The 1,998-nt window shown below is 72.2% G+C and carries 2 protein-coding genes and 1 pseudogene; 1 reads left to right on the top strand and 2 read right to left on the bottom strand.

Annotated features, from left to right (window positions below; all coding sequences use genetic code 11):
- Positions 1–431 (bottom strand): annotated as a pseudogene (locus AC08OO_RS19785) (hypothetical protein); the annotation flags it as partial.
- Positions 432–481: 50 nt separating this feature from the next.
- The gene (locus AC08OO_RS19780) at positions 482–889 is read right to left on the bottom strand and encodes a hypothetical protein (protein WP_476611211.1); all 408 of its coding nucleotides are present in this window, start codon (positions 887–889) and stop codon (positions 482–484) included.
- 209 nt (positions 890–1,098) lie between these two features.
- On the opposite strand from AC08OO_RS19780, the gene AC08OO_RS19775 reads away from it, so the two are divergent.
- Positions 1,099–1,998: NAD-dependent protein deacetylase (locus AC08OO_RS19775; RefSeq protein ID WP_476618872.1), on the top strand; the 900-nt coding region annotated here is incomplete at its 3' end.

The following is a 1,998-nucleotide window of genomic DNA, read 5'->3' as shown; positions in this document are numbered from 1 at the left end:
GCGGCCGTCGGTACCGCGCTGCCGGGAGGCGCCGCCAACAGGTCTGTGACCGTCACCACATCGTCGACCTGGCGCGGGACGAACTCGTCCCAGCCGCGGGGCTCGGCATCTCCCGCAGGCCGGCAGCCTGGTGGAAAGCGGCCCCCGTCCCCGGGGTCACGATCCACGAAACGGACCGTCATCTGCAGGTAGCGCACCCGGACCCGCAGCGTGACGTCGGGGATGGCGGCGGGGCCGCACTCCAGGAGACACTCCGCGTGGGCGTGCGAACGCTCCCCCGGGTGGGCGAGGGCATAGCACGGTGGGGTCAGCACCCCGATCCGCCGGTCCGAGCCGCGCGTGATGGCGCGGTCGGGACGGATGGGCTCCTCGCGGTAGATCTCGGCGTCCGCGATCGCCGCGGTCTGGTTGAACGGCGAACGAACCGTCATTGCATCCCCCTGCCCTGGATGGGCCTGGCCCGGACGGACGAACGGATGAGCTAGAGAACGGCGATCGCCTCCCCGGCGTGAACCAGCACGGCATCTCCGGGATGGGCGTCAACCAGGGCGATGCCCACCTCCTCCGTTCCGGCGGGAGTGCGGACGACGGCGAGGGCTCCGGGCAAGAGGCGGATGACCTCCGCCTCGATGGTCTCCTCCGACCGGGCGATGCGCCCGGCCGCCTCACATACCGGCGCGGCCGGACCGGGATGGACCGAGGCCAGCTCAGCCTCCATCGCGGCCGGTCGGCCCACGCTCGTGCCGGCGGCCATGCCGACGGTTTTGACGGTGGTCCTGGTCGTGGTCGACGCGGCTGACCTGCCGTGAGCGACTGGGCCGGAGGGGTGGCGCCGGGCATCCCCCGACTCGGCGTGCCTGGTGCTGACCTGTGCGTTCTCGCCGTCCATCGTCGTAACCATCCTCGGGAAGGCTGGCTTCGCCGCAACCGTACGACTCAGAGCCTGATCACACCACACAGCTACGACGACTACACGACGTATCGATGCCGGTGTCCGAAACATCAACCTGCCGGGACGTCTTCCCCCGGCTCCATCCCCGGACGGGCAGGGAGCGGTGGCGCGGAACGGGCATCCGGGGCACGGGCGGATCGGGCAGCATGGACGGTGTGAGGGACGGTGCGCGACAGCAGGCGGCGGGTGGCGGGGGCGAGGCGTTCGACCGGCTCTGCTCGCTGGTCGCGGCCGGCGGGGTCGCGGTGGTAACCGGTGCGGGGCTCTCCACCGACTCCGGTATTCCGGACTACCGGGGTCCGAACGGGGCACTGCGCCGTCACACCCCGATGACGTACCAGGAGTTCACCGATGATCCCGCGGCCCGGCACCGCTACTGGGCCCGCAGCCATGCCGGGTGGCGGCGGGTGGCCCGGGCGGAGCCGAACCCGGGCCACCGGGCACTGGCCCGGTTGGAGCAGGACGGCCTGGTGACCGGCGTCGTGACGCAGAACGTTGACGGCCTGCACCAGCGCGCCGGCTCACGGCGCGTCATCGATTTGCACGGCAGGCTGTCGCGCGTGCTGTGTCGCGGCTGCGGCGACGTGAGCCCTCGCCTCGAGCTCGACCAGCGTCTGCGGGCGGTCAATCCCGGATTCCATGTCGGCGCCGCGCAGACCAACCCGGACGGCGATGTCACGCTCCCCGACGACATGGTCGCCGCCTTCGTCATGGTGGGCTGCCGCCGGTGTGGCGGTGACGAGCTGGAACCGGACGTGGTGTTCTTCGGCGCGACCGTGCCGCGGCCGCGTGTCGCGGAGGCGTTCCGGCTGGTCGAGGGGGCCAGGGCGCTGCTGATCCTCGGGTCGTCGCTGACGGTGATGTCCGGCTACCGGTTCGTGCTCCGTGCGGCGGAGCTCGACATCCCGGTCGCGATCGTCAACCAGGGTCCGACTCGGGGGGACAGCCGCGCGGCCGTCCGAGTCGACGCGCCTCTGGGCCTGCTGCTTCCCCGTCTCGCCGCCGCCGTGACGCCCCCGTCCGCCCGTTCTCCCGTCCCGCCCGTC

The organism is Frankia sp. CeCAU1 (genome assembly GCF_977971845.1).
The sequence above is the reverse complement of the archived record's forward strand: the minus strand, read 5'-3'. Positions and strand labels throughout refer to the sequence as shown.